At 62.6% G+C, this 20,042-nt stretch carries 19 protein-coding genes and 1 riboswitch; of the genes, 12 read left to right on the top strand and 7 right to left on the bottom strand.

What is annotated here, in order from left to right; genetic code table 11:
• The first annotated feature begins 158 nt into the window (after nt 1-158).
• The 3 genes from AAIL67_RS17550 (at nt 159) to nrdR (ending at nt 3,043) form a co-directional block, all read left to right on the top strand.
• Nucleotides 159-992, top strand: coding sequence for a lytic transglycosylase domain-containing protein (locus AAIL67_RS17550; RefSeq protein ID WP_034359288.1), 834 nt, complete (start codon nt 159-161; stop codon nt 990-992).
• Nucleotides 993-1,107: 115 nt separating this feature from the next.
• A riboswitch (ZMP/ZTP riboswitch) is annotated at nt 1,108-1,262 on the top strand.
• 35 nt (nt 1,263-1,297) lie between these two features.
• A complete protein-coding gene (gene glyA / locus AAIL67_RS17545; protein WP_003053390.1) occupies nt 1,298-2,545 on the top strand; it encodes a serine hydroxymethyltransferase in 1,248 nt (415 codons plus the stop codon).
• Nucleotides 2,546-2,566: 21 nt separating this feature from the next.
• Entirely contained in the window at nt 2,567-3,043 is a 477-nt protein-coding gene (nrdR, locus tag AAIL67_RS17540; protein WP_003053388.1) for a transcriptional regulator NrdR, read from the top strand.
• A 144-nt stretch (nt 3,044-3,187) separates the two neighbouring features.
• On the opposite strand, the gene AAIL67_RS17535 is transcribed toward nrdR, so the two are convergent.
• Both AAIL67_RS17535 and aroC read right to left on the bottom strand, forming a co-directional pair.
• On the bottom strand, nt 3,188-5,023 hold the full coding sequence (locus AAIL67_RS17535; protein WP_343484464.1) for a bifunctional metallophosphatase/5'-nucleotidase: 1,836 nt from the start codon (nt 5,021-5,023) through the stop codon (nt 3,188-3,190).
• A 50-nt stretch (nt 5,024-5,073) separates the two neighbouring features.
• Nucleotides 5,074-6,171: a chorismate synthase gene (gene aroC / locus AAIL67_RS17530; RefSeq protein ID WP_019043197.1), complete on the bottom strand. Its 1,098-nt coding sequence runs from the start codon at nt 6,169-6,171 to the stop codon at nt 5,074-5,076.
• 67 nt (nt 6,172-6,238) lie between these two features.
• Here aroC and AAIL67_RS17525 point away from each other — a divergent pair, with 67 nt between their 5' ends.
• Nucleotides 6,239-6,505 (top strand): hypothetical protein, encoded by a 267-nt coding sequence (locus AAIL67_RS17525; RefSeq protein ID WP_034382008.1) that lies wholly within the window; start codon nt 6,239-6,241, stop codon nt 6,503-6,505.
• A gap of 81 nt (nt 6,506-6,586) precedes the next feature.
• Here the strand turns inward: AAIL67_RS17525 and AAIL67_RS17520 are convergent, their stop codons facing one another.
• Nucleotides 6,587-7,039, bottom strand: a complete 453-nt coding sequence (locus tag AAIL67_RS17520; protein WP_003053381.1) for a CBS domain-containing protein — start codon at nt 7,037-7,039, stop codon at nt 6,587-6,589.
• A gap of 253 nt (nt 7,040-7,292) precedes the next feature.
• Here AAIL67_RS17520 and AAIL67_RS17515 point away from each other — a divergent pair, with 253 nt between their 5' ends.
• From AAIL67_RS17515 to AAIL67_RS17500, 4 genes are read left to right on the top strand one after another with little or no spacing between them, the layout of a single operon-like run.
• Nucleotides 7,293-8,591, top strand: coding sequence for an O-acetylhomoserine aminocarboxypropyltransferase (locus AAIL67_RS17515; protein WP_003076227.1), 1,299 nt, complete (start codon nt 7,293-7,295; stop codon nt 8,589-8,591).
• A 15-nt stretch (nt 8,592-8,606) separates the two neighbouring features.
• Nucleotides 8,607-10,106, top strand: a complete 1,500-nt coding sequence (locus AAIL67_RS17510; RefSeq protein WP_224648513.1) for a DUF4303 domain-containing protein — start codon at nt 8,607-8,609, stop codon at nt 10,104-10,106.
• A gap of 28 nt (nt 10,107-10,134) precedes the next feature.
• On the top strand, nt 10,135-10,944 hold the full coding sequence (locus AAIL67_RS17505; RefSeq protein WP_059441319.1) for an alpha/beta hydrolase: 810 nt from the start codon (nt 10,135-10,137) through the stop codon (nt 10,942-10,944).
• A 17-nt stretch (nt 10,945-10,961) separates the two neighbouring features.
• Nucleotides 10,962-11,849 carry a PoNe immunity protein domain-containing protein gene (locus AAIL67_RS17500; RefSeq protein WP_059441318.1) on the top strand — a complete coding sequence of 296 codons (888 nt, stop codon included), beginning with the start codon at nt 10,962-10,964 and terminating at the stop codon, nt 11,847-11,849.
• On the opposite strand, the gene AAIL67_RS17495 is transcribed toward AAIL67_RS17500, so the two are convergent.
• The gene (locus AAIL67_RS17495; RefSeq protein ID WP_224648514.1) at nt 11,835-12,647 is read right to left on the bottom strand and encodes an alpha/beta hydrolase; all 813 of its coding nucleotides are present in this window, start codon (nt 12,645-12,647) and stop codon (nt 11,835-11,837) included. The genes AAIL67_RS17500 and AAIL67_RS17495 overlap by 15 nt on opposite strands.
• Nucleotides 12,648-12,899: 252 nt before the next feature.
• Between AAIL67_RS17495 and AAIL67_RS17490 the strand changes: the two genes are divergently transcribed.
• Nucleotides 12,900-13,256, top strand: coding sequence for a DUF962 domain-containing protein (locus tag AAIL67_RS17490; RefSeq protein WP_003063755.1), 357 nt, complete (start codon nt 12,900-12,902; stop codon nt 13,254-13,256).
• Between the two features lie 101 nt (nt 13,257-13,357).
• On the opposite strand, the gene AAIL67_RS17485 is transcribed toward AAIL67_RS17490, so the two are convergent.
• On the bottom strand, nt 13,358-14,641 hold the full coding sequence (locus AAIL67_RS17485) for a YhjD/YihY/BrkB family envelope integrity protein (RefSeq protein ID WP_224651181.1): 1,284 nt from the start codon (nt 14,639-14,641) through the stop codon (nt 13,358-13,360).
• Between the two features lie 542 nt (nt 14,642-15,183).
• Here AAIL67_RS17485 and AAIL67_RS17480 point away from each other — a divergent pair.
• A complete protein-coding gene (locus tag AAIL67_RS17480; RefSeq protein ID WP_003063757.1) occupies nt 15,184-15,699 on the top strand; it encodes a DUF2069 domain-containing protein in 516 nt (171 codons plus the stop codon).
• On the opposite strand, the gene AAIL67_RS17475 is transcribed toward AAIL67_RS17480, so the two are convergent.
• Nucleotides 15,686-16,639: a LysR family transcriptional regulator gene (locus AAIL67_RS17475; RefSeq protein WP_343484463.1), complete on the bottom strand. Its 954-nt coding sequence runs from the start codon at nt 16,637-16,639 to the stop codon at nt 15,686-15,688. The two genes, AAIL67_RS17480 and AAIL67_RS17475, sit on opposite strands and share 14 nt — an antisense overlap.
• A 143-nt stretch (nt 16,640-16,782) precedes the next feature.
• On the opposite strand from AAIL67_RS17475, the gene AAIL67_RS17470 reads away from it, so the two are divergent.
• Entirely contained in the window at nt 16,783-18,213 is a 1,431-nt protein-coding gene (locus tag AAIL67_RS17470) for an FAD-binding oxidoreductase (RefSeq protein ID WP_003063759.1), read from the top strand.
• A 64-nt stretch (nt 18,214-18,277) separates the two neighbouring features.
• Here the strand turns inward: AAIL67_RS17470 and AAIL67_RS17465 are convergent, their stop codons facing one another.
• The gene (locus tag AAIL67_RS17465; protein WP_034382018.1) at nt 18,278-18,901 is read right to left on the bottom strand and encodes a hypothetical protein; all 624 of its coding nucleotides are present in this window, start codon (nt 18,899-18,901) and stop codon (nt 18,278-18,280) included.
• Between the two features lie 241 nt (nt 18,902-19,142).
• On the opposite strand from AAIL67_RS17465, the gene AAIL67_RS17460 reads away from it, so the two are divergent.
• On the top strand, nt 19,143-19,973 hold the full coding sequence (locus AAIL67_RS17460; protein WP_034359309.1) for a thymidylate synthase: 831 nt from the start codon (nt 19,143-19,145) through the stop codon (nt 19,971-19,973).
• The last annotated feature ends 69 nt before the right edge of the window (nt 19,974-20,042 follow it).

The raw sequence follows: 20,042 nt of genomic DNA, 5'->3' as shown, positions 1-20,042 counted from the left end.
CGTTTTTTGTTTCCGCTGCCTCACGACTGAGCAGACCGATCAGCGCCCCAAGGGGCGCTTTTAATCGGCCCGCAGCAAACCTCATCGGCCAGTTGTCCTGGTTGCACCGCGAGATTGATCCGGTGCGGCCTCGGGCGATAGCCAAGAAAGGACAAGCTATGCCAGCGTCAGGAAAATTAATCGCCTCTGCGCGAACGTTGGGCCATAAGACGGCCCACGGTTTTCTTGCTCTTACTCACAACGGTTTCGCCCTGCTGGGCTTGGCCGTGGCCATTTCGGCCCTGATTCTGATCTCTCGTCCGGACCTGCGTCTGGCCGGTGCAACCGAGCTGCGCGAGTGGCTCGACACACGCCTGCCCGCCAGCACCGTGGTGGCTGCCGCCGAAGTGGAGGAAGCCCCTGCTTCCGCCAACATTGTCGTCGCCAGCGACCGCGCCACGGCCGTCAACCCCAAGAACCTGCCCAAGGAGCAGGCGGCTGTGGCCTATTGGCTCAGCAAAAAATACCGGGTGGCGCCCGAGCCGATTGCCGCCCTGGTCAGCGAAGCCTATGTCCAGGGCAAAGCCAACAAGCTGGATCCGACGCTGATTCTGGCCATCATGGCCATTGAATCGAGCTTCAACCCGTTTGCCCAAAGTTCGGTCGGTGCCCAGGGCCTGATGCAGGTGATGACTTCCGTGCACACCGACAAGTACGAAAGCTTTGGCGGCCAGCACGCTGCCTTCGACCCAGTGACCAATCTCAAGGTCGGCGTCAAGGTGCTCAAGGAATGCATTGCCCGCGCCGGCTCCATCGAGGGTGGCCTGCGCTATTACGTGGGTGCAGCCAATCTTCCTTCGGACGGCGGCTATGCCGCCAAGGTGCTTGCCGAACACCAGCGTCTGCGCCAGGGCGTGGGCCTGCAGGCCAGCCCGCTGATGACGGCCAAGTCCGACGAAGCCACCAAGGTCTCTCACGCTCAGCAAGTGGCACTGGCCAACTCCAACCTCTAAGCGACAGACCCCTGCATTTCTCAAGCTGGCTCCGGCCAGCTTTTTTTATGCCCCGGCCAGGTCCTGCGGGAAAAACGGGCATAGGTTCTTCAGCCATGCCAGCTCAGCTACACTAGCGGGTGTACGCAACTGGCGATAGGCGCAGAATTTTCTGCCGCTGACGTGGAATCCGGCAGACTGCAAGGTCTGTGAACCACCGGGGAGCGTACCGCCCAGGGTCGCAGCGACTGCAGCCTGCAAGCGTTTCAGCCGTTCGCCTGGGCAGCCCTTGGCCTCAAGGGAATTTCTAAGTTCACAGGACTGCCATGTTTCAACGCACCGATACCGTCGCGAAAGTCGACCCCGAACTGTTTGCAGCTATTGAAGCTGAAAACCATCGCCAGCAAGAGCACATCGAGCTGATCGCCAGCGAGAACTACTGCTCGCCCGCAGTGATGGAAGCCCAGGGCTCCCAGCTGACCAACAAGTACGCCGAAGGCTACCCCGGCAAGCGCTACTACGGTGGCTGCGAGCATGTGGACGTGGTCGAACAGCTGGCCATTGACCGCATCAAGCAGATCTTTGGCGCCGAAGCCGCCAATGTGCAACCCAATTCCGGCTCTCAAGCCAATCAGGCAGTGCTGATGGCTTTCGCCAAGCCCGGCGACACCATTCTGGGCATGAGCCTGGCCGAAGGCGGTCACCTGACCCACGGCATGGCGCTGAACATGTCCGGCAAATGGTTCAAGGCCGTCTCCTATGGCCTGAACGCCGACGAAGCCATCGACTACGACAAGCTCGAAGAACTGGCCCGCGAGCACAAGCCCCGCATCATCGTGGCCGGCGCCTCCGCCTATGCCCTGCGCATCGACTTCGAGCGCTTCGCCAAGATCGCCAAGGAAGTCGGCGCCATCTTCTGGGTGGACATGGCCCACTATGCCGGCCTGATTGCCGCAGGCGTGTACCCCAACCCCGTGCCCCATGCCGACGTGGTCACCACCACCACCCACAAGAGCCTGCGTGGCCCCCGTGGCGGCGTGATCCTGATGAAGGCCGAGCACGAGAAGGCCATCAACAGCGCCATCTTCCCCGGCCTGCAAGGCGGCCCCCTGATGCATGTCATCGCCGGCAAGGCCGTGGCATTCAAGGAAGCCCTGACTCCCGAGTTCAAGGCCTACCAGGAACAGGTCGTGAAGAATGCCAAGGTGTTTGCCGAAACGCTGACCGAGCGCGGTCTGCGCATCGTCTCCGGCCGCACCGAAAGCCACGTGATGCTGGTGGACCTGCGCGCCAAGGGCATTACCGGCAAGGCTGCCGAAGCGGCCCTGGGTCTGGCTCACATCACAGTGAACAAGAACGCCATCCCCAACGACCCCGAGAAGCCTTTCGTGACCAGCGGCATCCGTATCGGCACGCCCGCCATGACCACCCGTGGTTTCGGCGAGGAAGAAGCCCGCATCACTGCCAATCTGGTGGCCGATGTACTGGACAAGCCCGAAGACGAAGCCAATCTGGCCGCCGTGCGCGCCAAGGTGGCCGAGCTGACCGCCAAGTTCCCCGTCTACAGCAAGTAATTCCAGCTGCGCTGATCTGTCATGAAGTGCCCCTTCTGCAACCATCCGGACACGCAGGTTGTTGAGACCCGCGAGTCCGAGGACGGGGGCTTCATCCGCCGCCGCCGCCGCTGCGGAGGCTGCGACAAGCGCTTCACGACCTACGAGCGCCCCGAGGTCAGCTTTCCCACCGTGGTCAAGAGAGACGGCCGCCGTATCGAATACGAGCGCGCCAAGCTGCAAGGCTCTTTTCAGATCGCGCTGCGCAAGCGCCCCGTGAGCACCGAGCTCATCGATGCAGCCATAGAGCGCATTGAGGACAGGCTGCTCAATCTGGGCCAGCGTGAAATCGATTCCAGCCGCCTCGGCGAGCTGGTGATGGATGAACTCAAGGGCTTGGACAAGGTCGGCTATATCCGCTTTGCCAGCGTCTACCGCAGCTTCGAGGATGTGGACGACTTCAAGAACATCATGGATGAGGTTCGCAGCCCCAAGGCCAAGGCCGCCAAAAAGCCCTAGCTCTGACCGCCGTGCCTTGCCATGCCAAAAGCCACCCTTGGGTGGCTTTTGTTTTGCGCGCTCGATGGCAAGCATCAGCTATGAACTAATGAGCATCTAGCGCCTGATCTAAAAGGAAATCAGACAAGTTTTTATCTGATCTCCTTAATGAACGCGCGTAACACGCTCCTTCAAAGGTAGCGCCATCGGCCCGCTGCGGCTTTGTTCGTGTACATGCTCCGCCAGTGCATCCAGATCCAGCATGCCGCCCACCACGTCGATGCCTTGCGTGAAAATGCTGAAATTGTCGCCGCCGCTGCCCAGATAGCTCTGCAGTCCCACGCGGTAGCGCTGTGACATCTTGAGCAACCGGCCGTTGAGGCGCAGCTCGCTCACGCGCCGGCCCGCGGGCAGGCGACGGTCAAAGCGGTAGCTGAAGCCCTCGGAGACCTGCAGGATGCGTGGCGCATTCACGGTGTTGCTGCCGCTGTCGAATTGCTGCTCCAGCGCCTGGCGAATCTGCTCGCCCGTCAGACTCATCACCATCAGCGTATTGCCGAACGGCTGAACGCTGAACAGCTGGCCATAGTTCACGCTGCCGTCGGCCGCGGGCAGCAGGTCGGCGCGCACACCGCCGGGGTTCACAAAGGCCAGCTGTGCCCCGCCCGCGGCGACATCGCGCGTGGCCGCAAGTATGGCGTCGGCCACGATGCGCCCCATCACGCTTTCGCCATTGGCTTGCGGCATGCGGCTGACAGGCCCGGCCAGCTGCCCTGCAACGGCCTCGGCCAGCGGCCGCGCCGCAGCCTTGTAGCGCGCCACCAGCGCCGCCACGTCTGCATCGGCGTCAAAGACCGGAAACTCGGGCTGCAAGCCCACCTGGCCACCAGCGCTGCGATAGGCCTCGCCCTGCACGATGGTCTGGTGCGCCGACTTGCGGCTGACGCGGCGTGTGTGCGCATCCACCGTCAGTCTGACTTCGGTCAGCAGCGCGCCGTACTGACCGGCGCTGGTCAGCAGGAACGGCTTGCGGGCATTCACCCTGGCGTAATCGCAGATATAGGAGCGATGGGTATGACCGGAGATCACCACATCGACCTCGCCGGAGAGCTGCTCCAGAATCGGCACGATGGCTCCGGACAGGCCTTTGCAGCTATCGTCCTGCAGGCCGGACGTGGTGGCCCCTCCCTCATGGATCAGCAGCACGATCACATCGGCCCCCTGCGCACGCAGCTGCGGGATCAGCGCATTCGCCGTCTGTGCCTCGTCGGCGAATGCCAGCCCCCTGACCCCGCTGGGTCGCACCATATGCGGGGTGTTCCTGAGTGTCATGCCGATGAAGCCCACGCCTATGCGCAGACCGTCCTGCTCGAAAAACTTCACCCCGGTCGCCGGGAACAGTGGCCGGCCGTCTTCACGCAGCGTATTGGCCGCGAGAAACGGGAACTCCGCACCCTTGAAGGGCTGGCTGATCTGGCATGGCTGCTTGCTGGTGAACTTCTCGCAGCCACCGTTTTGCATGCGCAGCAGCTCGGCCACGCCCTGGTCGTATTCGTGATTGCCGGTGGCCGCAAAGTCCACCCGCATGAGGTTGAGCACCTCTATCGTCGGCTCATCGAGAAACAGCGCAGAGACCATGGGCGAGGCCCCTATCATGTCCCCGGCCGTGACCAGCGCCACATAGCGGCTGGCCTGGCGGCGCTGGGCGATGGCCCGGGCCATATAGGCCACGCCGCCAGCGGGCACGGCAATGTTCTGCCCCTGCGCGTTCTGGGCCGTCACGGCCAGTCTGGGCGGCTCCAGATGGCCGTGCAGGTCATTGAAGCCCAGCAAGGTGATCTCCATGCTGGCAGGCCTTGTCACACCACCGCTGCATGCGCTCAAGCCCAATGCGAGCAGCGTAGCGCAGAGAGGAGCGGAGACCTTGCGAAAAGCACAACGCCAGCCTGGCGACAGGGCGCGAGACTGGCGTTGATCCGGTTTTTTGTCAGCTGAAACCATCAGACTCTCCTGAGTCAGAGGTTTTAACGCACAAAAAGGTCTGGGTGATGTCAGCTGGCCGAGGCAGGAATCGGAGCCAGGCCAGAATCCACATCGGCATTCTGCGCACGGTGACGCAGCGCATGGTCCATCACCACCAGCGCCAGCAGCGCCTCGGCAATCGGCGCAGCGCGGATACCCACGCAGGGGTCGTGGCGCCCCTTGGTGATGACTTCGGTGCTCTGGCCGTGCACATCAATGGACTCACGCGGCGTGATGATGGAGCTGGTGGGCTTGATGCCGATACGCACTTCCAGATCCTGGCCGGTGCTGATGCCGCCCACGATACCGCCCGCGTTATTGCTGCGGAAACCCTCGGGGCTCAGCGAATCGCCATGCGTGGTGCCACGCTGGGCCACGCTGTCAAAGCCTGCGCCGATCTCCACGGCCTTGACGGCGTTCAGACCCATCATGGCGTAGGCGATGTCGGCGTCCAGGCGGTCATACAGGGGCTGGCCCAGGCCGACCGGCATATTGCTGGCGTTCACACGCAGCGCCGCACCGCAGGAATCGCCGCTCTTGCGCAGCTGCTCCATGTATTCCTCGAAGCGGCTCACATCGGCCACAGGCGCGAAAAAGGGATTGTGCGGCACATGCTCCCAGCTCTCGAAACCTATGGACAGCTCGCCTATCTGGGTCATGCAGGCGCGGAACTCGGTGCCGAACTTTTCCTTGAGCCATTTCTTGGCCACGGCACCCGCTGCCACCGTGGGCGCTGTCAGGCGTGCCGAGGAGCGACCGCCGCCGCGTGGATCGCGGATACCGTACTTCTGGAAGTAGGCGTAGTCGGCATGACCGGGACGAAAGCTCTGCGCGATATTGGAGTAATCCTTGCTGCGCTGGTCGGTGTTGCGGATCAGCAGCGCAATCGGCGTACCCGTGGTCTTGCCTTCGTAGACGCCGGAGAGAATCTCCACGGCATCGGGCTCGTTGCGCTGGGTGACGAACTTGCTGGTCCCGGGGCGACGTCGATCCAGATCATGCTGGATGTCCGCCTCGCTCAAGGCCATGCCCGGAGGGCAGCCGTCAATCACACAGCCAATGGCCGGGCCGTGGGACTCACCGAAATTGGTGACCGTGAAAATTGTGCCGAAGGTATTGCCGCTCATAGGCTGCTGATTATCGTTGAAGTGATGATTGACGGCTGCACACTGTCCTGCCTAAAGTCTTTTCACCATGCTCAAACTTGCGTTTATTCTGGCCTCGGCCCTGGTGTCCGTGGTGATCGGCGGCGTCGGCGGTCTGCTGTTCTTCGAATTTGCACCGTCGCGCTGCGCGGGCCAGTATGCCTGCGGCTACGGCAAGGCCGTGATCGGCATGATGGTGGGCCTGGGTGTCGCCGTGCTGTGCTTTGTGGGGCTGCTACTCAAGGGTCTGCGCAAGGCAAAGTCGCCAACAACTGTATTGCAGAGCCCGCACAGCCCAGCCGACCGACAGCCATAAGGCAGCGCTGCGTCGCCTGCAGAGCACATCAGGCTGGACATGAAAAACCCCGCCTCGGCGGGGTCTGCAGCAAAAGCTGGCTTATTCGGCACCCTGGCGCTCGCCTTCGGGCCAGTCGCGGATATAGGCCTTGAGCATGCGGTTCTCGAAGTTCTGGCTGTCCACCACGGCCTTGGCCACGTCGTACAGCGAGATCACGCCCATCAGCATGCGCTTGTCCATCACGGGCATGTAGCGCGCATGGCGGTCCAGCATCATGCGGCGCACCTCGTCCATATCGGTTTCCATGGTGCAGGTCATGGGCGCGTCGTCCATGGCGCCGCGCACGGAGATGTTCTCCACGCCGCCGGTCTTCACAAAGCCCTGGATCACTTCGCGGAAGGTGAGCATGCCCACCACATCGCCGTGATCCATCACGACCAGCGAGCCAATGTCCTTCTCCGACATCACCTGCACCGCCGCGGCCAGGCTTTCGTCGGGCGACACCGTGTACAGGGTATTGCCTTTGACGCGCAGGATGTCACTAACTTTCATTGCTGTTCTCCGAATCTGTTTGGCACGCTGTGGCAGCTTTTGTCCTGCATGTGTCAGCACATGCGGCATCGCTTTGCACAGAATGCAGGTGCGTGCACAAATATAGCCCACAATGGCTTGCATTGAGAAAAACTAAATCAATGACGAAACATATGAATTTCCACATATTCATTCGTCTATCCGACCAAATCGATATTTGATTGCGTGCTCGATCACACATTGCGTCGATCAAAACCAGCCATGGAGACAAAACATGCCCGGCTACTCTGACCCCGGCTTTGACACCCTGAGCCTGCATGCAGGCGCCCAGCCCGACCCCGCCACCGGCGCACGTGCCGTACCCATCCATCTGACGACGTCCTTTGTCTTCGAATCCAGCGACCACGCGGCCAGCCTGTTCAATCTGGAGCGCCCCGGCCACGTCTACAGCCGCATCTCCAATCCCACCAACGCGGTGCTCGAGCAACGCGTCTCGGCCCTGGAAGGCGGCGTGGGCGCAATTGCCGTGGCCAGCGGCCAGGCGGCGCTGCACCTGTCGATTGCCACGCTGATGGGCGCGGGCAGCCATATCGTGGCCAGCACGGCCCTGTATGGCGGCTCGCAGAACCTGCTGCACTACACGCTGGCGCGCTTCGGCATAGAGACTACCTTCGTCAAGCCAGGCGACATCGATGGCTGGAAGGCTGCGGTGCGCCCCAACACCAAGCTGTTCTTTGGCGAGACCGTGGGCAACCCCGGACTCGATGTGCTGGACATTCCCACGGTCAGCCAGATCGCCCACGAAGCCGGCGTGCCGCTGCTGGTGGACTCGACGCTGACCTCGCCCTGGCTGATCAAGCCTTTCGAACATGGCGCGGACATCGTCTACCACTCGGCCACCAAGTTCCTGTCCGGCCACGGCACGGTGATCGGCGGCATCGTCGTCGATGGCGGCAGCTTCGACTGGGAAAAATCGGGGCGCTTTCCCGAGCTGACCCAGCCCTATGACGGCTTTCACAACATGGTGTTCAGCGAGGAATCCACCACGGGTGCATTTTTGCTGCGCGCTCGCCGCGAAGGCCTGCGTGACTTCGGCGCCTGCATGAGCCCGCACAGCGCCTGGCTGATCCTGCAAGGCATAGAGACCCTGCCGCTGCGCATGGAGCGCCATATGCGCAACACCGAAAAAGTGGTGCAGTTCCTCGCCAGCCACCCGCTGGTCAGTCGCGTGGGCCACCCCATGCTGGAGACCCACCCCTCGCACGCCCTGGCCAGGAAGCTGCTGCCGCGCGGCGCCGGCTCGGTGTTCAGCTTTGACATTGCCGGCAACCGCAACCAGGGCAAGAAGTTCATCGAAACGCTGAAGGTCTTCAGCCATCTGGCCAATGTGGGCGACTGCCGCTCTCTCGTGATCCACCCCGCCAGCACCACGCATTTCCGCATGAGCGACGAGGCTCTCGCCCAGGCCGGCATCGGCCAGGGCACGATCCGCCTGTCGATCGGCCTGGAAGACGCCGACGACCTGATCGACGACCTCAAGCGCGCGCTGAAGGCGGCCGAGAAAGCAGCCTGAGAGACCTGAACAAACATGGTTGCCACAACTTCTGCATCGCTGGACTGGAAGCAGTTTGAACAGACTTTATTCAGCATCTACTGGCAAGATGCTCAGGCGTTCCTGGCCGCGAACCCTCAAGAAAGCATCTACGCACTGGCACTGAACGGCCTGTACCGCGAGGAGGACGGCCCCATTTACCTGCCCACGCTGTCTGCCAATAGCGAGCAGGCTTATTCACAAATGGTGAATGCCCCCGAGCCGCAGGGTCGCTTGTCCGAATTCGACCTGGATACCGGCCAGTTGGGCAGTCTGCGCTGGAACCCGCCGGATTGGGAATGGGAGGAGCTGGATTCAGCCTCGGACTCTCAGGAGTTGGAGCAACTGGAACAAGCCTTGCTGGCCGAGGCCAATAAAAGCACGCCTGCCCACTGGTTGCGTACCGAGGCGCAGCTGATCAAGGCGCTGATCCGCATCTGCAAGCAACTGACCAAAGCCTGCCAAAAATCGCCCTGGTCCGGCCAGCTCACTCCAGAGTTTGCGGTGCTGATCTATGTGGAAGACACTCAGGAATGCGAAGCCATGGCACGCGAGTGCATGGGGGAGGCACGCTTTCTTGCATTGTTTCCCAGCCATGACCAGCAAGCGCAAAGACGCGCCAGAGTTGCCGCGCTCTCCCCCGCTCAACAGCTGCAATACCATCTGAGCTGTCTTGAAGGTATCGGGTGCCCGGAACTGGGACTGAGCCCAAAAGAGGCGCAATTGCTGGGGGAAGAGGCCGAGACTGCGCTGCTTGCCATGAATCACAGCCAGGTGGCCCATGCGCTGCTGCCCATGCTGAATCGGCCTGGCAAACAGTGGCGCGCGGCCATGTTGCTGGCCCAGATAGCTTACCGAGACGAACAGGTACTGACTGCACTGCGTCGGCAGGTTCAGGCCCCCATCCGCAGCACCCGGGAAGAAAGCGAGCGAGGCTGGTGCGCCAGTGCCTTGGGGTCGTTAGGTGACCAGGAATGGCTGCAGCAGCAAATAGGCACCACGGCCGTGCCTGTGGACAGAATCGCGCAAGGCATTGCCTATCCCTACCGTTCCTGGAACAGCAAACCAGGCACCACGGCCCTGCACCTTGACTATGCGCCGCTGGAGCGGGCGCTCGACCTCAAGCATCCGGCCTTGACCCAGGCGCTGAATGAAGAGCTATCACCCGGAACCGGTTATTGCAGCCTTCGGGTTGAGGATTTGGAGCAAGCCCTGCTCGCTCTGCAGTCCGTTCACGCTCTGGTGCGCGTTCATGCGGCTTGCATCATGGGAGAGCGAAGCCTTGGGGCCGCCGCGGGCAGGCGCATCACTCCTGTACTGGCACAAGCCCTGAGTCACGACCGCAACGAAAACGTACGTTATCAGGCCATGCTGGGCCTGCGGTATTGGAAAAAAGCCAGCGCAGCGCAGCGCGCCACGATTGAGCATGCCGCTGAACACGATGCCAGCGACGACATACGCGAGCTGGCTCAGCAATGGCTGAATGAACACTGCTGAATCACAAAGAACAGAACCGGAGACAAACATGCAAATCAATGTGCAAGGCGCAGACATCTACGCCTACACCGGCGGCAAGGCTTTCGACGCGGCCAAGCCCACGGCCATTTTCATCCACGGCGTGCTCTGCGATCACAGTGTCTGGGCGCTGCAAAGCCGCTACATGGCCAATCACGGCTGGAACGTGCTGGCCATCGATTTGCCTGGCCATTGCAAAAGCGGCGGCCAAGCACCGGAATCCGTCGAGGAGGCTGCAGGCTTCATAGGCGCGCTGATGGATGCGGCAAACCTGCAGCAAGCTGCGCTGATCGGCCATAGCTGGGGCAGTCTGATTGCCATGGAGACTGCGGCCAGGCTGCAGGACCGCATCAGCCATCTGGTGCTGGTGGGTACGGCCTTCCCCATGAAGGTCTCGCCCGCGCTGCTGGAGTCGGCCCTGAATACGCCCGAGAAAGCCATCCAGATGGTCAACACCTTCTCGCGCGCCACGCTGGCACCGCCCAATGGCGCAGGCAGCTGGGTGTTTGGCGCCGGCGTGGCCCTGGGCCGCCGCGTGCTGGCCAGCAATGCTCACACGAATCTGCTGCATGCAGGCTTCAAGGCCTGTGACAGCTATGCGGGCGGCGAAGCGGCCATGACGCAGGTCAGCTGCCCGCTTCTGTTTGTGCTGGGCGAGCAAGACCAGATGACACCACCCAAGGCTGCAAAAGGCTTGATAGAAGCCGCCAAAGGCGCGGGCAAAACGGTGAGCGTGCAGATCATTCCCAACGGCCACAACCAGATGACGGAGTCGCCCGATGCGACGCTGTTTGCGATTCGGGATTTTCTGGCTGCATGAGCCATTAAGCTTGGGCCATGAGCCAAACCTTCCAGCACCACGGCCAACTGGCTGCCGCCTGCGCCGAATGGGCCAAGATTTCACTGACCGGTTTGCAGCCCCGGCGCAATCTCAATCTGAGCGATAAAAAAGCCGACTGGAAGCAAGCACTGAGCGCGCTCAAGCGCTTTGCCAACAGCGATAGCTATAAAGCTCACCAGGATTTCCAGGCACATGCCGCGCTGGAGAACTACTGGAAATGGAAGGAAGCGGGCGAGCAGGCGCGCTGGCTGCTGATCTATGGTATCGATCTGGGCCTGAACGGTGATGTGCTGCGCCCCATCTACCAGGAAGTGACCGCGCTGTGGATTGATGCCGCCTCGGTGGCCGAGCATGCGCGCGCCAGCATGGCGCAGGAGACTGGCGAGGACTATGGCGTAGCTCCGCCCATCAACACACGCGCTGACGACTACGCTGTTGCCGTGACCCTGCTGTCACTGGCCACACTGCTGGATGCGCAGGATGACGTACCGGCGATCGATGAGCATGTGCTGGCCTTCGATACGGACCAGTTGCTGGATTATCTGTGCGCAGGCGGTCTGCAGCTGCAGCAGGTCAGCGAGGAGCTTTTCCACAAACGCCCTTACGGCGCCATGAAGCCTTTTTTTGAACAGCTCGAAGCTCTGCCTGACCCACTGCTGCCCTATCTGCAAACCCAGTACCAGGAGTTTCTCAAGCTCTCGCCCAAGCAGCAGAAGAAAGGCAGTCCGTGGCTGGGCACGGGCTACTGGGCACTGGAGGTGGCCGCCCTGGCCGTGCTCTATGGCTGGGATGACAGCGCTTTGCGCAGCAGCCCGCACTACCCGGCTGATCTGGTCGACTACGCCCGCGGGCGCCTGGCTCAAACAGAGTCAGGCGATTCTTGACAGAAAACCGGCGATGCGGCTGCTGATGCGATCAGGCAGCTCGCGGTGCGGCACATGGCCGCCGCCGGCAATGATTTCCGCTTCGCAAGGGCCCTGCGCCCAGGTGCAGATGTTCTCCGGATGCACGAGGGAGCCGAATTCATCAAGCTCGCCGTGGATCGCCAGCACCGGGCAATGCACCTGTCTCAAGGCCGCATCCAGCCGGTAATGCGCGAAAGGCGGGCTCAGCCAGGTGTCCACCCAGGCTGACAGCACCCAGGCCGCCTTGTCGCCATGGTAGCGGGCAAGCCGCTCCAGTTGGCCGGGCTGGGCAAAGTTGTCTCGCGCCGCCCTGATGCCCTGCAAGGTGCGGTCTTCGACAAAGCTCTGGGCCGATTCGGTAATCAACGCCTGGCATTGCCGTCCATACTCAGCTGCCACCATGGCCGCCATGCCGCCGCCCACGCTGTGTCCCAGCATCACGAAAGCGTCCAGACCCAGCGCCTGATGAAGCGGCGTGAAGCCGGCCTCGACCTCGCTTTCCACAAAACTGGGTTGAAGCCGATGCGGATTGGGGTCCGAATGACCGAAGCCCAGGCGGTCATAGGCAATGACTTCACGCCCGGTGGCCGCGGCCAGCTGCGCGGGAAATTCGCGCCACAGATCCACGCTGCCCAGAGAGTCGTGCATCAGCACCAGCGGCGCCTTGGCCGCCCCGCCCTGCGCTTGCCAGCGTTTGACATGGAGCAGCCCGTCGGGCGTCTGAACACGGGTTTCACTGGAGCTGATCACAACGGGCGGCATGGTGTCGTCAAACATGGGCAGGGTCTGGGTTGAATGGCGATGAGGTGCACGGTCACCTTAGCAAGAGAACGCTCATGGCAGCTTAGCCAGAAGCTGGAGTGGCCGCAAAGATGACGAATCTGGCCGATTTTGCGCAGTCTTACCGTATATAGCCTGTCGTTCAGGTGACGAAGACCTCCGGCAGCAAATTGCCAGCACTCGCTAACCCGCTGGCCTGGCCATGCTGTCGGCAGTATAAAAACAGCATCAACTTCACCGGGGTTCGCCATGTCACAGACCACGACCTCAGAACCGGACGACGCTGTCAAAGCCAGCGTGGACCCGCGCCAGTTCAAGAGCTTTGCCGAGTTCTACCCCTTCTACCTGGGCGAGCACAGCAACGCCACCTGCAGACGGCTGCACTTCATCGGCACCAGCCTGTCGCTGGTGTTCCTGCTGGCGCTGTTTTTGACGGGCGACTGGTGGTATTTGCTCGCAGGCCTGATCTGCGGCTATGCCTTTGCCTGGGTGGGGCATTTCGGCTTTGAGAAAAACAAGCCAGCCAGCTTCAAGCGTCCACTCTACAGCTTTCTCGGCGACTGGATGATGTGGCGCGACATCTTGCTGGGCCGCATCAAGATGTAGTGCCACTCCCCCTCTGAAGCGCGCCCGCTGGCCTGCTTTGCAGGCAGCGAATCGGCGGCCCGATCTTGAGCGCAGATATTCATAGATATCCGCCACAGCCATCAAACTCTATGAATATTGCCTCCAGGCGCGGCAATCAGCTCGGCCATGGTCATGGAATCGAGCTGGGCACGCTGCCACAGCGGCCGCACGGCCTCTGAGGGCTCGAGCAACAGGCTCTGCACCAGGGGCTCGACCCGCGTGACATGCGGATCGACCAGCAGCACATAGCGCGGCTCGGTGCTCTCAAGCGACACATAGGCATCGGGCGGCTGCACGGCCCCGACCCAGTCCAGCTTGGCCAGCGCCTGCAGCACGGGTTGAATCTGAGAGGCTTCCACGCGCAGGCGCCGCGAAAGCTGGTGCACATACAGGCCCTTGTGCGGCAGCTCGCGCTCCTTGGCCAGGCATTGCAGTACCTCGACGGCCAGCTCGAACTGCCAGCCCCGATGTCCTGTCAGCCGTTCCACCCCGGCAAGCACCGTGGGCAGATAGGCCGTGACCAGAGCCCCCAGCAGCACAATGCTCCAGGCCACATACATCCAGATCAGCAAGATGGGCAGCGTGGCAAACGCGCCGTAGATCACCGAGTAGGTCGGCACGGACGACAGATACAGGCCCAGCACCTTCTTGGCCACTTCCATGAACACGGCCACAAACACGCCCCCCACCAAGGCATGGCGCCAGCGCACCGGCGTGTTGGGCACATAGTGGTAGAGCCCGGCCATGCCAGCGGCCAGCACCACGAACTCTATGGAATCAAAGACAAAGCGCAGGCTGCCGGGCAGCGCATTGACCATGCCCTTGGAGGCCGACATCACATAGGACGACAGCACCAGGCTCAGGCCCAGCAGCAGCGGCCCCAGCGTGATGGCGGCCCAGTAGATCAACACGCGCTGGCCCAGCGGCCTGAGCTGGCGCACGCGCCAGATGTTGTTGAGCGTGCGGTCTATGGTCAGGATCAGCGCAATGGCCGTGACCATCAGTATGGAAAAGCCGACCAGGCCCAGCTGGCTGGCCTTGGAGGCAAACTGGGTGAGATAGCCCAGCACCTGGCGCGCAATGGTCTCGGGAATCAGGCTGTCCATCAGCCAGCGCTCCAGCACCTTCTGCGCCTTGCCAAAGATCGGAAAAGCCGTGAACAAGGCCAGCGCCACGGTAAAAAATGGCACCAGCGCCAGCAGCGATGTGAAAGTAAGACTGCTGGCCGTCACGCCCAAACGGTCTTCCTTGAAGCGCGCCAGCAGCACCTGGGCCGTGTTGTGCCAGGGGAAGGTTCGCAGGCGCTGCTGCGCACGGCGGCTTCTGCGGCGCAGCTCAGTCCTGAGCTCCTGCTGGCTGGGCATCTGGGGCTTGGGGATACGCCCGGCCAGATCCTTGCAGCTAGCCGCCAGCGCCCTGGCCTTGTCGAGTCTGCTGCTGCGCGGGCTCTCGGCAGCGCGCTGCGAGCTGTCGTCAGGACTGTCGGTCACTCCTGAAACGCAAGCATGCACCGCTTTCTGTTCCTGAGCTGGCGTCGTATTCGGCGTGGAATAGCTGGTCCAACCCTGAGCTGCCGTGCTGAATGCCGCCGCAGGCGTCGCGGCAGGAGCTGGCACGGGTTCGGGCCGAGCCAGATCGTTGCCAAGATCTGGCATGGGTTCGAACAATGGCTCCAGCGGTAGGCCCGGACCATCGAGGCTGGGTTCCTGGCGCTGCTCTACCTGTCTGGGCTCGGCGGCAACGTTCGCGGCAGCAGTTGCGGCTGTCGACGCCGGCGATACCACACGGTCCCGATCTTCCGTCACCGGCCTGGCTTGCTGCGCCTTGCCTTCCAACGCAGCCCAAAAGCCGGCACGCTCGTTTTTCTTCATGACGGCACTCCTTCACGAACGCAAAAGGAGGACGGGTGCTGCGCAACATCAAGCGCAGAACGCAAAACAAAACGACCGGATTCAAACAGAGCTGGCATGACCGATATGATGCCACTGCTATGACCGACGCCCTCTCGCCCCAAGCCGCCGAAAACACTTCTTCACCAATCCAGCAGCCCGGCTCCGATGTGGCCGCCACGCGCTGGCTGGCCGTGGGCAGCCTGCTGGCACTGATGCTGCTGTGCGTGGCCTGGGAGTTGTGGCTGGCACCGCTGCGCGAAGGCGGCACCTGGCTGTTTCTCAAAGCCCTTCCGCTGGCGTTCGCCGTGATCGGCCTGCTCAAGCGCCGCATGTACACCTATCGCTGGCTCAGCCTGCTGGTGTGGCTGTACTTCACCGAAGGCGTGGTGCGGGCCTGGAGCGATGCCGCGCCCAGCCGCTGGCTGGCGCTGGCAGAGGTGGCGCTGTGCGTGCTGCTCTTCATCGCCTGCGCAGCCCATGTGCGCCTGCGCCAACGTGCCGTCAAGGCGGCCCGGCTCAATCAGGCGTGATGCCTTCAAACTGCGCCAGCGTCCGCACCTGCGCCGCCAGCGCATCGAACAGCAGCTGCGCGGCCGGCGACAGCGCACGGCGCGGGCGCTGAATCAGCAGCGTGCGACGCAAGATGCGCGGCTCGTCCAGCAGGCGAAAGCCCAGATCGCCCTGCAGGCCCAGCGAAGGGTGACGCGCCGTCAGCGCCGGAACGATGCTGACGCCCAGGCCCAGACTCACGGCCTCGAACAGCAATTGCGGATTGGACAGGCGCAGCGGTGTCTGCAGCAGGTTCTGCGGCATGCCCGGGGCCGAAGCCAGCAGCTGGCTGATGGCGGTATCGGTGGTCAGGCCCACAAAAGCCAGATGGGGCAACCGGGCCAGATCGGCCGCCGTCAGCCGCCCCGCCTGCAGCAGAGGTTCATCGAGCCTGGCCACCAGTCCCATGGCATCGCTGATCAGCGGCTGGGTCAGCAAATCGCCGCCGGCCGGGTGTGCCGCTCCCACGCCGAAATCCACACTGCCGGCCTGCACACGCTGGGCAATGCCTTCGGCGCTGTCCTCGATCAGATCCACCTCGATGCCCGGATGCCTGGCCCGCAAGGCCGGCAGCACCGGCAGCAGCAACACCGCCAGCACCGACGGAGCGGCAGCAATGCGCACCTTGCCGCGGCGCAGTGCGGTCAGATCGCCAAGGTTCTGAAAGCCCTGCTCCAGGGTCTCGAAGGCCTGGCGCACATCGAGCAAAAAGGCCTGGCCGGCAGCCGTCAGCCCCACGGTTCGCGTGGTGCGATCAAACAGCCGCAGGCCCAGGGCATCTTCCAGCTGGCGAATGGATTCGGACAGGGCCGACTGCGTCAGGCACAGTTCGCGTGCCGCGGGGGCAAACGCGCCCTGGCGCGCCACCTCGTCAAAGGCACGCAATTGGCGCAGGCTGACATTGTTCGGAAAAACTGGCATAACCAAGCAATTTATTTCGATTGCCCCGTAGTCTGCCATGCTCTACGCTTGCGGCTTCATGGTTTTCCGGTCGCAGCGCTGTGCGTGGCTTAGGATTTCCGTCTGTCTCCCCTCTCTGCCGCCCCTGCTGCGGCCTGCTTGTCATGACTTCCACCGCTTTGCTCGAATCCCTGCGCCAGATTGTGGGCGCTCCCCATGTGCTGACCGACGGCGACCTCAGCGCCTACGAACAGGACTGGCGCAAGCGCGTACACGGCAAGTCCCTGGCCGTGGTGCGCCCCGGCAACACGGCCGAAGTGGCCGGCGTGGTCAAGGCCTGCGCCGCAGCCGGCGTGCAGATCGTGCCCCAGGGCGGCAATACCGGGCTTTCCGTAGGCTCCACCCCCGACGACAGCGGCCGGCAGGTCGTGCTCAGCCTGACGCGCCTGAACGCCGTGCGCCATATCGACAAGGACAATCTGACCTTCACCGTTGAAGCCGGCTGCATTTTGCAGAACCTGCAGGAGCTGGCCGATCAGCAAGGCCTGCTGTTCCCGCTGTCGCTGGCCGCCGAAGGCAGTTGCACGATCGGCGGCAATCTGGGCACCAACGCGGGCGGCACACAGGTGGTGCGCTATGGCAACACCCGCGATCTGTGCCTGGGCCTGGAAGTGGTGACGCCTCAGGGCGAAATCTGGGATGGCCTCAAGGGCCTGCGCAAGGACAACACCGGCTATGACCTGCGCGATCTGTTCATCGGCAGCGAAGGCACGCTGGGCATCATCACCGCCGCCACCATGAAGCTGTTCCCGCAGCCGGCCGCCCAGCTCACGGCCTTTGCCGCCGTGCCGTCCATGGAAGCTGCCGTGCGCCTGCTGGGCCTGGCGCACCAGCATCTGGGCGCGGGACTGACGGGCTTTGAAGTCATGGGCCAGTTTGCGCTGAGCCTGGTCGTCAAGCACATGCCGCAGCTGCGCGTGCCATTTGCCGACATGGGCGACGAAGCACCCTACTGTGTGCTGCTGGAGAACAGCGACAGCGAGTCCGAACAGCATGCGCGCCTGCGCTTCGAGCACTTGCTGGAGCTGGCCTTTGAGGACGGCTGCGTGGTCAACGCCGTGGTGGCGGAGAGCCTGACCCAGGCCCATGACCTGTGGCATATCCGCGAGAGCATTCCTCTGGCCCAGGCTGAGGAAGGCCTGAACATCAAGCACGATATCTCGGTCGCAGCCTCGCGCATCCCGGCATTTGTCGAACATGCCGACGCCGTGCTCAAGCGCGAGATTCCCGGCGTGCGTCTGGTCAACTTCGGCCATCTGGGCGACGGCAATCTGCACTACAACGTGCAAGTACCCGAGGGCGAGGACGGCAAGGCCTTTCTGCGCGACAAGGAAGCCCTGGTCAACCATCTGGTCTACGAGGCCGTGGACGCCTTCGGCGGCTCGTTCTCGGCCGAACATGGCGTGGGCGCACTCAAGACGGACAAGCTCGAAAAATACCAGTCCCCCGTTGCGCTGCAGATGATGCGCGCCATCAAGAATGCGCTGGATCCCCAGGGCCTCATGAACCCCGGCGTGGTGCTGACGCGCGGCTGATCCTGGCATCGCCGACAAAAAAGCCCTGCATTGCTGTGCAGGGCTTTTTGCATTGACCAGGGCTTTAGCGAGAGGCCACGATATTGCGCAGCATGTTCTCAACCGCGCTGGGCCAGGGGATGTCTGCGCCATCCACATCGGTGAACACGGTCTGCCTGCCCTCGCTAAGCAACCAGACACGCAAGCCGTTGCGCACAGGATCAATCACCACGGCTGCCATTTCCTCGCCCCCTTGATGCTGGCGATTTCCCATCACATAGAGCAGCCCTGCAGAGGGCTCCAGCGGGCCCAGGGCCTGCAGATTCTTGAGCAGCGTCTCGTACTGACTGCCGCCCATCAGCGTCTTCAGCCGCTGGGCCAGCACGCCGTCCTTCACATAGTCCACGCCATCCCAGCGGTACTTGCCCTGCAGCGGCTTGAGGCTGTCCAGGCTTGGCTCGCCGTCCTTGACCACATGGGGAACGCGTACTTCCTCGATGGAGACCGTGGCCGCCTCCTCGATCTGCGCCGTGGCAGCGGACTCTTGGGTCTGGGGCATGGCATCGGGCGGGGCGGCAGCCGCAGCGGCCGCTGCCCGGGCATCCGCTGCAGCGGCGGTGGGAGATGGTGCCTTGGTCTTGTCGCAGGCAGCCATCAAGGCCGCAATCGCCAGCGCAACAGCCGCAGTGCTCACAAAATTGCGTGACATGAACTCACTCTCCTTGTTCGGCTCGGTTGTTTTCCATGACATTGTGAAGCCAGCTGCGGCAGATTTGAGACTGACAGGGCCGCAGGACGGGTCATTGACAGCGGGCAACTCGGCATGCTCCGGCACGTGGCACACTTCGGCTATCGCGGCCCTCGGGGCCCACCCTCTTCAAGAGCTGCGGCACCTTGTGTACGCTGCCAGCACAGCCAGTCTTTGCCAGTCTTTGACCGCTTTTTGCACCATGAACTCCAGCACCTGCACCCTGCGCCCCGTGCGCTGCCAGTACGAAACCTTTATGCGCCATGTGTACGAGCACGGCGCGTCCAAGACCGACCGCACGGGCACGGGCACGCGCAGCGTTTTCGGCTACCAGATGCGCTTCAACCTCAATGAAGGCTTCCCCCTGGTCACCACCAAGAAGGTGCATCTGAAATCCATCATTCTGGAGCTGCTGTGGTTTCTGCGCGGCGACAGCAATGTGAAGTGGCTGCAGGAACGCGGCTGCACCATCTGGGACGAGTGGGCCGACAAGCAAACCGGCGACCTGGGCCCGGTGTATGGCGTGCAATGGCGCAGCTGGCCCAAGGCCGACGGCACGCATGTCGACCAGATTGCCGAAGTCGTCAAGCAGCTCAAGAGCAATCCCGACAGCCGCCGCATCATCGTCAGCGCCTGGAACGTGGCCGAGCTGGACCAGATGGCGCTCATGCCCTGCCACTCCTTCTTCCAGTTCTATGTGGCCGACGGCAAGCTCAGCTGCCAGCTCTACCAGCGCAGCGCCGACATCTTCCTGGGCGTGCCCTTCAACATCGCCAGCTATGCGCTGCTGACCCATATGCTGGCCCAGCAATGCGGCCTGGAAGTGGGCGACTTCATCTGGACCGGCGGCGACTGCCATATCTACAACAACCACTTCGAGCAGGTGCAGACCCAGCTGTCTCGACAGCCCTTCGCCTATCCGACGCTGAACATCAAGCGCAAGCCCGCATCCATCTTCGACTACGAGTACGAAGACTTCGAAGTGCTGGACTATCAGCACCATGCCGGCATCAAGGCTCCCGTGGCGGTCTGAGCTGCACCCTCCGGATCACTATAAAAATCAAAGCTGCTTGCGCTTGCCATCCTGCGATTTCAAATATTT

It is taken from the genome of Comamonas sp. A7-5 (assembly GCF_039581385.1).
GTDB classification, from domain to species: domain Bacteria; phylum Pseudomonadota; class Gammaproteobacteria; order Burkholderiales; family Burkholderiaceae_C; genus Comamonas; species Comamonas thiooxydans.
The sequence above is the reverse complement of the archived record's forward strand: the minus strand, read 5'-3'. Positions and strand labels throughout refer to the sequence as shown.

Bases quoted from the DNA above. Each gene is read 5' to 3' on its own strand.
- AAIL67_RS17550 (WP_034359288.1), top strand. From the start codon at position 159: ATGCCAGCGTCAGGAAAATTAATCGCCTCTGCGCGAACGTTGGGCCAT.
- glyA (WP_003053390.1), top strand. From the start codon at position 1,298: ATGTTTCAACGCACCGATACCGTCGCGAAAGTCGACCCCGAACTGTTT.
- nrdR (WP_003053388.1), top strand. From the start codon at position 2,567: ATGAAGTGCCCCTTCTGCAACCATCCGGACACGCAGGTTGTTGAGACC.
- AAIL67_RS17535 (WP_343484464.1), bottom strand. From the start codon at position 5,023: ATGGTTTCAGCTGACAAAAAACCGGATCAACGCCAGTCTCGCGCCCTG.
- aroC (WP_019043197.1), bottom strand. From the start codon at position 6,171: ATGAGCGGCAATACCTTCGGCACAATTTTCACGGTCACCAATTTCGGT.
- AAIL67_RS17525 (WP_034382008.1), top strand. From the start codon at position 6,239: ATGCTCAAACTTGCGTTTATTCTGGCCTCGGCCCTGGTGTCCGTGGTG.
- AAIL67_RS17520 (WP_003053381.1), bottom strand. From the start codon at position 7,039: ATGAAAGTTAGTGACATCCTGCGCGTCAAAGGCAATACCCTGTACACG.
- AAIL67_RS17515 (WP_003076227.1), top strand. From the start codon at position 7,293: ATGCCCGGCTACTCTGACCCCGGCTTTGACACCCTGAGCCTGCATGCA.
- AAIL67_RS17510 (WP_224648513.1), top strand. From the start codon at position 8,607: ATGGTTGCCACAACTTCTGCATCGCTGGACTGGAAGCAGTTTGAACAG.
- AAIL67_RS17505 (WP_059441319.1), top strand. From the start codon at position 10,135: ATGCAAATCAATGTGCAAGGCGCAGACATCTACGCCTACACCGGCGGC.
- AAIL67_RS17500 (WP_059441318.1), top strand. From the start codon at position 10,962: ATGAGCCAAACCTTCCAGCACCACGGCCAACTGGCTGCCGCCTGCGCC.
- AAIL67_RS17495 (WP_224648514.1), bottom strand. From the start codon at position 12,647: ATGTTTGACGACACCATGCCGCCCGTTGTGATCAGCTCCAGTGAAACC.
- AAIL67_RS17490 (WP_003063755.1), top strand. From the start codon at position 12,900: ATGTCACAGACCACGACCTCAGAACCGGACGACGCTGTCAAAGCCAGC.
- AAIL67_RS17485 (WP_224651181.1), bottom strand. From the start codon at position 14,641: ATGCCCAGCCAGCAGGAGCTCAGGACTGAGCTGCGCCGCAGAAGCCGC.
- AAIL67_RS17475 (WP_343484463.1), bottom strand. From the start codon at position 16,639: ATGCCAGTTTTTCCGAACAATGTCAGCCTGCGCCAATTGCGTGCCTTT.
- AAIL67_RS17470 (WP_003063759.1), top strand. From the start codon at position 16,783: ATGACTTCCACCGCTTTGCTCGAATCCCTGCGCCAGATTGTGGGCGCT.
- AAIL67_RS17465 (WP_034382018.1), bottom strand. From the start codon at position 18,901: ATGTCACGCAATTTTGTGAGCACTGCGGCTGTTGCGCTGGCGATTGCG.
- AAIL67_RS17460 (WP_034359309.1), top strand. From the start codon at position 19,143: ATGAACTCCAGCACCTGCACCCTGCGCCCCGTGCGCTGCCAGTACGAA.